We start from the raw sequence: 7437 nt of genomic DNA on the forward strand, positions 1-7437 counted from the left end.
CGAAAGGGCTGCGCAGCGGCCCCGGATTCTCGCCACCACCCACGTTATCGGCAGCGGCGTTCAAGACCTGAGGGTCAGGCCGATGGCAAATGCTGGATGAACGTCACGATTCGCTCCCCCAGTTCGCGAGCCAGAGGCAGCTCTGGGTTGAGGTAGCTGTCACGTTGCTGGCTCATGCCCTTGGGGCTGATGCGCAGCATGTGGTTCATGCCATCGATCAAGACCAATTGCGCATCAGGTTTAGCTGCCTTCAGGCGTTCGGCATCGGTCACGTCTACCTGCACGTCATTACGGCCCTGGACAATCAGCGCCGGCATCGGCAGTTGCGCGAACGCCGCCGCCGGGTTCTGCCGGAACAGCGAAATCAGGTAGGGCTGCACGCTGGGGCGGAACACCTGGCGCAGCGGAGCGGGTACGTCCAGGCTGGTCTGCCCAGCCTGCAGGCGGTCGAGCAAGGCACTGCCACGGGCCAGTTGGGCGGGCGGCAGGCGCTGGGCCAGCTGTTCGCGCAGCACCTCAGCCAGCGGCCGGCCGCTGCCGGCCAGGGTGATCACCGCGCTGGCGCCGGCCTGCTCGGCAGCCAGGCTGGCGATCAGCGCGCCTTCGCTGTGGCCGACCAGAATCAGTGGGCCGAAACGCGGGTCGGCCTTGAGCTTGCGGCTCCAGGCCACCACATCGGCGACATAGCGCTCGACGCTGAGGTCACGTTCGTCGGGCGTCGCCGGTTGGCTGGCGGCCACGCCACGTTTGTCGAAGCGCACGCTGGCAATGTGGTCGCCGGCCAGCAACAGGGCCAGCCGCTTGAGGTTGTCGATACGCCCCGAGGCCGGGTTGTTGCCGTCGCGGTCCGTCGGGCCGGAACCAGCGATGATCAACACCACGGGGGGCGGGGTGGCCTGCTGCGGCAACAGCAGGCTGCCGTGCAGCACGCCCTGGCCGGTGTCCAGGTCGATGGGGCGTTGCAGGACGGTGGGGGAGGCGGCCTGGGCGAGGCTGGCACAGAGCATGAAAAGCAGGGCGACGAGGCGCGGCATCATGGGGTACTACGGTGGGGAGGTGATGAATATGACCTAATGTTTGCGTGAAGGTTCGCAAGGCCAGTACAGACGACCATTCCTGTTGAAATTTTCCGTATACTGCCGCTTTCGTTCATCTCAGGCAGACTCGCGGAGCGTCCATGTCCGGCAATACCTACGGCAAGCTGTTCACTGTCACCACCGCTGGCGAAAGCCATGGCCCGGCGTTGGTCGCCATTGTCGATGGATGCCCACCGGGCCTGGAGATCTCCCTGGCCGACCTGCAGCATGACCTCGACCGGCGCAAGCCCGGCACCAGCCGGCACACTACCCAGCGCCAAGAGCCGGACGAGGTGGAAATCCTCTCCGGCGTGTTCGAAGGGCGCACCACGGGCTGCTCGATCGGCCTGCTGATCCGTAACACCGACCAGAAGTCCAAGGACTATTCGGCGATCAAGGACCTGTTCCGCCCGGCGCACGCCGATTACACCTACCACCACAAGTACGGTGAACGTGATTACCGCGGCGGCGGGCGCAGCTCGGCCCGCGAAACCGCCATGCGCGTGGCGGCGGGGGCCATCGCCAAGAAGTACCTGGCCACCCAGGGCATCACCGTGCGCGGCTACATGAGCCAGCTCGGCCCGATCGAGATCCCGTTCAAGACCTGGGCATCGGTAGAGCAGAACGCCTTCTTCAGCCCCGACCCGGACAAGGTGCCGGAGCTCGAGGCCTACATGGACCAGCTGCGCCGCGACCAGGATTCGGTTGGGGCCAAGATCACCGTGGTCGCCGAAGGGGTGATGCCGGGCCTGGGCGAGCCCATCTTCGACCGCCTCGACGCGGAACTTGCCCATGCGCTGATGAGCATCAACGCGGTCAAGGGTGTGGAAATCGGCGCGGGCTTTGCCAGTGTCGCCCAGCGTGGCACCGAGCACCGTGACGAAATGACCCCGGAAGGCTTCCTCAGCAACAACGCTGGCGGCATTCTTGGCGGTATTTCCTCGGGGCAGCCTATCGTTGCGCACCTGGCGCTGAAACCGACGTCGAGCATCACGGTGCCGGGCCGCTCGATCGATGTGAATGGTAATCCGGTCGAAGTGATCACCAAGGGGCGTCATGACCCGTGTGTCGGCATCCGCGCCACGCCGATCGCCGAGGCGATGATGGCCATTGCGCTGATGGACCACCTGCTGCGTCACCGTGCGCAGAATGCCGAGGTCAAGGTCAGTACTCCGGTGCTGGGCCAGCTCTGATTCGTCGGTGCCAGCCTCTTCGCGTGTTTAGCCGCGAAGAGGCCGGCACCGGCAACAACAAAACTGGCTGAGCCACCATGCCCCCGATTCCCTACTGGCGCCTGTCCAGCTTCTACCTTTTCTACTTCGCCCTGCTGGGCTCCACCGCCCCCTTCCTGGCGTTGTACTTCGACCACCTGGGTTTCTCCCCGGCGCGCATCGGCGAGCTGGTGGCCATCCCCATGCTGATGCGCTGCATCGCGCCCAACCTGTGGGGCTGGCTGGGCGACCGTACCGGCCAGCGCCTGCTGATCGTGCGCCTGGGGGCGTTGTCCACCTTGGCCAGCTTCGCCCTGATCTTCTTCGGCAAGAGCTACGCCTGGCTGGCGCTGGTCATGGCCTTGCATGCGTTTTTCTGGCACGCGGTGCTGCCGCAGTTCGAGGTCATCACCCTGGCCCACCTGCACGGGCAAACGTCCCGCTACAGCCAGGTACGCCTGTGGGGCTCGATCGGTTTCATCCTGACCGTGGTCGGCTTGGGTCGGTTGTTCGAGTGGCTGAGCCTGGACATCTACCCGGTAGCCCTCGTCACGATCATGGCCGGCATCGTCGCCGCCAGCCTGTGGGTGCCCAATGCCCAGCCGGTAGAGCAGGGAGAGCGCAGCGGCGCGGGGGGCTTCGTGCAGCAGCTACGGGCGCCTGGGGTTATCGCGTTCTATGTGTGCGTGGCGCTGATGCAGCTCAGCCACGGGCCGTACTACACCTTCCTCACCCTGCACCTGGAGCACCTGGGCTACAGCCGTGGCGCCATCGGCCTGTTGTGGGCGCTGGGGGTGGTGGCCGAGGTGCTGGTGTTCATGGCCATGAGCCGGGTCTTCGCGCGGTTTTCCGTGCAGCGGGTGCTGCTGGCCAGCTTCCTGTTGGCCGCCGTGCGCTGGCTGTTGCTTGGCACCTTGGCGGATGACCCGGCAGTGCTCGTGCTGGCCCAGGTGATGCACGCGGCTACTTTCGGTTGCTTTCATGCCGCTTGCATTGCGTTCGTCCAGGCCAGCTTCGGCGCGCGCCAGCAAGGCCAGGGCCAGGCGTTGTACGCGGCACTGTCGGGCACCGGCGGTGCGCTTGGCGCCTTGTATTCGGGCTACAGCTGGAACCTGCTGGGGCCAGCCTTCACCTTTGGTATGGCCAGTGCCGCAGCCTTGGCCGCAGCCGTTATCATTGCCCTTTGTTCGCAATCGACCAGGACCCGCCACTGATGAGTATCCTCAGCGTTTTCCACCCGTCCAGCCCGGAGCTGCCGAACAAGCTGCTGACCCACCACGACGATATACAGGCCACGCTGGCCGAGCAGGGCGTGCGCTTCGTCCACCGCCCGCTTGAGCTAAGGGTTCGCCCCGGCAGCGCCACAGACGAGGTCATGGCCGCGTGCGGCGACTACCTCGATCAACTGATGACCGGCCATGGCAGTACGGTCTTCGCGGTACTCAACCGTGACGGCGCGGACCCGCTGCAGGCCGATGTGCGTGATGAACACGTGCATGACGCCGAAGAGGTGTTTGCGGTCGTCAGCGGGCGGGCGCAGGTGGGCTTGCGCCTGGGTGGGTTCGTGTATTCGGTGCTGTGCGAGAAGGGTGACCAGCTGGTGGTCCCGGCCGGCACGCGGCGCTGGGTAGAGCTGGGGGAGACGCCGTTCTGCGTGGCGTTGCGGTTGTTTGGCAGTGAGCAGGGGATGCAGGCGAGGCTTACTGGGGACGAGACTGCCCGAGCGTTCTTGGGCATCGACGAGCTGTGATACGTGTACCGGTTTCTTCGCGGAGCAAGTCTGCCCCGCGAAGAAACCGGCAAAAGAATCAGCGATAGGTCGGCAATGCAAACCGTTGCTGGCTCTGCAGCATGGTAATGACGGGCAGTTCGCTCGCCTGTTCAGCCAGGTCACGGCGAATGGCGCTGATCGCCCAGGACAGCTGCTCGGCGCTGTGCAGTTGCCCGTAGGTCAACACGCGGCGGGTAACCTTGCCATCAGCGGCACGCAGGGTCAGCAAGACACCACCATCGGGGCGGGGCTGGGTAGCGACCTGGTAGGCCGAAAACACCGAGACGAACTTTTCCTGGATGAGGTCCATATCAACTCCTGACTGTTGTGTGGCAGACGTGAGTTGATGGTTGCAGCGACCGTGCCAAAAAACTTTCTAGCTAAAAGTCCTTTAAAATCAATGTCTTGAGCTTATTTCGCCAGGGCTGTCTCGTGCAACCTGCATGGTCGTGCATTTTGCACAGTGCATTTTGCACGAGCCCTGAGTTAACTATCGGCTCGATAGAATCTGAACCTTTGACCCGCCGGGCTTGCCTGACAAAAAATTAGGCAATCATTTCTGCCAGGAGGTTCAACATGTCCACCCAACCCGCGCCCGCCGCCATGACCGATGACGAAACAGCGGCCTTTGCCGAGCAGGTCTTCGAGCGTGCCCGCCAAGGCGATGCCGACATGCTCGGGCGCTTGCTTGCCAGCGGTCTGCCGGCCAACCTGCGCAATCACAAGGGTGACACCCTGCTGATGTTGGCCAGCTATCACGGCCACCTCGACGCGGTTCGCGTGCTGCTGGAACACAGCGCCGACCCGCTGCTTGCCAATGACAATGGGCAACTGCCGATTGCCGGCGCTGCGTTCAAAGGCGACCTGGCGATGATCCGTCTGCTGCTGGAGCACGGCGTGCCGGTGGATGCCGCCGCCCAGGACGGGCGCACCGCGTTGATGCTGGCGGCCATGTTCAACCGCCGCGAGATCATCGACTACTTGCTGGCCCAAGGTGCCGACCCGGCGCGCCAGGATGCCCGTGGCCGCCACCGCGCTGATGGCCGCGCAAACCATGGGCGCAGTCGATGCGGTAGCGCGCTTGCAAGCGCTGGCCGGCTAACCCTGAGGGGGCGTTTGCGGCTATCCTTGGCGACTTTTCACCCGCCGCAGGCCCCCTACATGAAAAACCAGTTGCTCGAACTCATCACCCTCATTGGCGCCGGCTGCATGCGCGAGGAAGACATCGAGCGCATCGCCGACGAGGCCGCACAGGCCTACGCCGACCCAGCCGCCTTCCTGGCGGCCAATCCGGACATCAACTACGACGACAGCTTCCCCATTGCCTTGGTGTGAGTGGGTCGTGCTCGGCAGCCTGCCGGACACCGTGTTGTTCCAAGCAGACAGCTACCAAGAGCTGTTCCAGAACATCACCGATTCGTTCGACAAGAGCGTGCCATTCACCCTCAAAGCCAAGCAGCTGGCGCGCACCGAGCCGCTGACCGCACTCAATCGTATCCAGGTGCAGATGGGGGCCTTGAACAAGGAGGCTGGTGGTTATGTGCTGCTCAATTTCAGCCAGTTGCTGGATGATGAGTTGCAGATGGTGATGGTGGGCCAGCACGACTTGGCACGGGTGCAGGAGCTGGGGGCCGAAGTCGGGATCAAGGTCGAGCCGGCTTTGGAGGCTTTGAAGGTCGCGGTTCACGTTTGACCTGATCGCTTGCTGTACCGGCCTCTTCGCGGGACAAGCCCGCTCCCACAGGTTTAGTGCACCTTCAGACTTGTGGGAGCGGGCTTGTCCCGCGAAGAGGCCGGCACAGACAACCGAGCGCTTCAGCCCAGCGCGGTATCCAGGAACATCATCACCCCGAACCCGCCCATCAACCCCAGGGTCGCCGCCGTCTGGTGGCCGTTGCGGTGGGTTTCTGGAATCACCTCGTGGGACACCACGAAGATCATCGCCCCCGCCGCCAACCCCATGCTAATCGGGTAGGCCAAGGCGAAGCCGGTGGAAATGCCCAGGCCGATGACTGCGCCCAGCGGCTCCATCAAGCCCGAACCGATCGCCACCAGCGCCGCCTTCATGTTCGACAGCCCCGTGGCCCGCAGGGCCAAGGCCACGGCCAGGCCTTCAGGGATGTCCTGGATGGCGATTGCGCTGGTCAGCGGCAGGCCGATGTTCATGTCGCCATTGGCGAAGCTCACACCAATTGCCATGCCCTCGGGCAGGTTGTGCAAGGTAATTGCCAGCACGAACAGCCACACCCGGTTGATGCGTTCTGCCTCTGGGCCGCATCGGCCAGTGCTTTCATGTTCGTGCGGGGTGAAACGGTCCAGGCCCAGCATCAGCAGCACGCCCAGGCCCATGCCCAGCACCACGGTGAAGGCCGCCGCCGGGCCGTTGCCGGTGATCTCGCGGGCGGCGTCCAGGCCCGGCAGAATCAGCGAGAATGAACTGGCTGCCAGCATCATGCCCGCAGCAAAACCGAGCATCACATCCTGGGTGCGCGCGCTGACATCGCGCAGCACCACGGCCAGGACTGCCCCCAGGGCGGTGGCAGCAAAACCGGACAGGCCGCCCAGCAACGCCAGGTGCAGGTTGTCGGCATGGTCACCGCTGACCGCGTTCCACAGGCTCGCCGCCAGCAGCACGACGACCGCTAGCAGGCTCAAGCCCAGGCCGGCGCTGAGCCAGGGGGTGTTCACCACCTGTTGTCGCCAGGCGCTCAGCAACGAAGGGGAAGTGGCCGTTTCGGTATGGGCGGGTGGCATGCGAACCTCGAATCAGTGAATACAGGCAGTCTAAGCAAGGACCCGCGCAATCGGCCAAGGATTCCCTTCTATCGACGTGATAGCTGGCTATGCTGTGCTGCAACGTCTTTGCAGGGGAGTAACGGGCATGGGGTCCACATTCAATGGCCTGGTTGGGCTGATCATTCTGGCGCTGGATATCTGGGCGATCCTCAATGTGATCAAGAGCGGCAGCGAAGTGGGGGTCAAGGTGCTGTGGATTTTGCTGATCGCGCTGCTGCCGGTGATCGGGCTGGTGATCTGGGCGATTGCCGGGCCCAGGGGCAATATACGCATCTGACGCCCTGTGTGTAGGAGCGGCCTTGCGTCGCGAACGGGCTGCGCAGCGGCCCCGGCGATTTTTGCTGCGCCACAGAACCCGGGGCCGCTGCGCGACCCGTTCGCGACGCAAGGCCGCTCCTACACACGCACACACACACACACACAGGCAACGGTCGTGAAATAAGCAGAAATGCGGCCGTGACAAAATTTTCACATTGGTTTAAACAGAATCCGCACCCGCACAATGCTGCGTTGGTATAAGCCAGCGCCATCTCCGCAAACCCGCAATCCTAGGACCTTCCCATTCATGGCTAACACGGATGCC

At 64.0% G+C, this 7437-nt stretch carries 7 protein-coding genes and 2 pseudogenes; 6 read left to right on the forward strand and 3 right to left on the reverse strand.

The genetic code is table 11. The features are described from left to right. Positions 1 to 74: 74 nt before the first annotated feature. A complete protein-coding gene (locus tag LJX93_RS27215) occupies positions 75 to 1037 on the reverse strand; it encodes an alpha/beta hydrolase (RefSeq protein ID WP_033700650.1) in 963 nt (320 codons plus the stop codon). Positions 1038 to 1177: 140 nt separating this feature from the next. On the opposite strand from LJX93_RS27215, the gene aroC reads away from it, so the two are divergent. The 3 genes from aroC (at position 1178) to LJX93_RS27230 (ending at position 4037) form a co-directional block, all read left to right on the forward strand. After that, entirely contained in the window at positions 1178 to 2269 is a 1092-nt protein-coding gene (aroC, locus tag LJX93_RS27220; RefSeq protein WP_033700649.1) for a chorismate synthase, read from the forward strand. Between the two features lie 77 nt (positions 2270 to 2346). Next, positions 2347 to 3501 carry an MFS transporter gene (locus tag LJX93_RS27225; RefSeq protein ID WP_186663032.1) on the forward strand — a complete coding sequence of 385 codons (1155 nt, stop codon included), beginning with the start codon at positions 2347 to 2349 and terminating at the stop codon, positions 3499 to 3501. After that, positions 3501 to 4037 carry an oxidase gene (locus LJX93_RS27230; RefSeq protein WP_033700647.1) on the forward strand — a complete coding sequence of 179 codons (537 nt, stop codon included), beginning with the start codon at positions 3501 to 3503 and terminating at the stop codon, positions 4035 to 4037. Before LJX93_RS27225 ends, LJX93_RS27230 begins: the two co-directional genes overlap by 1 nt. Positions 4038 to 4095: 58 nt before the next feature. On the opposite strand, the gene LJX93_RS27235 is transcribed toward LJX93_RS27230, so the two are convergent. After that, a complete protein-coding gene (locus LJX93_RS27235) occupies positions 4096 to 4368 on the reverse strand; it encodes a DUF3509 domain-containing protein (protein WP_033700646.1) in 273 nt (90 codons plus the stop codon). Between the two features lie 266 nt (positions 4369 to 4634). Between LJX93_RS27235 and LJX93_RS27240 the strand changes: the two are divergent. Next, positions 4635 to 5160: pseudogene (locus LJX93_RS27240) on the forward strand (ankyrin repeat domain-containing protein). Between the two features lie 59 nt (positions 5161 to 5219). After that, positions 5220 to 5751: pseudogene (locus LJX93_RS27245) on the forward strand (hypothetical protein). A 122-nt stretch (positions 5752 to 5873) separates the two neighbouring features. On the opposite strand, the gene LJX93_RS27250 reads toward LJX93_RS27245, so the two are convergent. Continuing rightward, the gene (locus LJX93_RS27250; protein ID WP_033700643.1) at positions 5874 to 6812 is read right to left on the reverse strand and encodes a ZIP family metal transporter; all 939 of its coding nucleotides are present in this window, start codon (positions 6810 to 6812) and stop codon (positions 5874 to 5876) included. 127 nt (positions 6813 to 6939) lie between these two features. On the opposite strand from LJX93_RS27250, the gene LJX93_RS27255 reads away from it, so the two are divergent. Continuing rightward, the gene (locus tag LJX93_RS27255; protein ID WP_033700642.1) at positions 6940 to 7131 is read left to right on the forward strand and encodes a PLDc N-terminal domain-containing protein; all 192 of its coding nucleotides are present in this window, start codon (positions 6940 to 6942) and stop codon (positions 7129 to 7131) included. Positions 7132 to 7437 lie beyond the last annotated feature (306 nt).

It is taken from the genome of Pseudomonas sp. HN2-3 (genome assembly GCF_020691745.1).
Taxonomy (GTDB): Bacteria; Pseudomonadota; Gammaproteobacteria; order Pseudomonadales; family Pseudomonadaceae; genus Aquipseudomonas; species Aquipseudomonas capeferrum.

Coding starts and splice junctions, on each gene's coding strand:
- aroC (WP_033700649.1), top strand. CDS start 1,178: ATGTCCGGCAATACCTACGGCAAGCTGTTCACTGTCACCACCGCTGGC.
- LJX93_RS27215 (WP_033700650.1), bottom strand. CDS start 1,037: ATGATGCCGCGCCTCGTCGCCCTGCTTTTCATGCTCTGTGCCAGCCTC.
- LJX93_RS27225 (WP_186663032.1), top strand. CDS start 2,347: ATGCCCCCGATTCCCTACTGGCGCCTGTCCAGCTTCTACCTTTTCTAC.
- LJX93_RS27235 (WP_033700646.1), bottom strand. CDS start 4,368: ATGGACCTCATCCAGGAAAAGTTCGTCTCGGTGTTTTCGGCCTACCAG.
- LJX93_RS27230 (WP_033700647.1), top strand. CDS start 3,501: ATGAGTATCCTCAGCGTTTTCCACCCGTCCAGCCCGGAGCTGCCGAAC.
- LJX93_RS27255 (WP_033700642.1), top strand. CDS start 6,940: ATGGGGTCCACATTCAATGGCCTGGTTGGGCTGATCATTCTGGCGCTG.
- LJX93_RS27250 (WP_033700643.1), bottom strand. CDS start 6,812: ATGCCACCCGCCCATACCGAAACGGCCACTTCCCCTTCGTTGCTGAGC.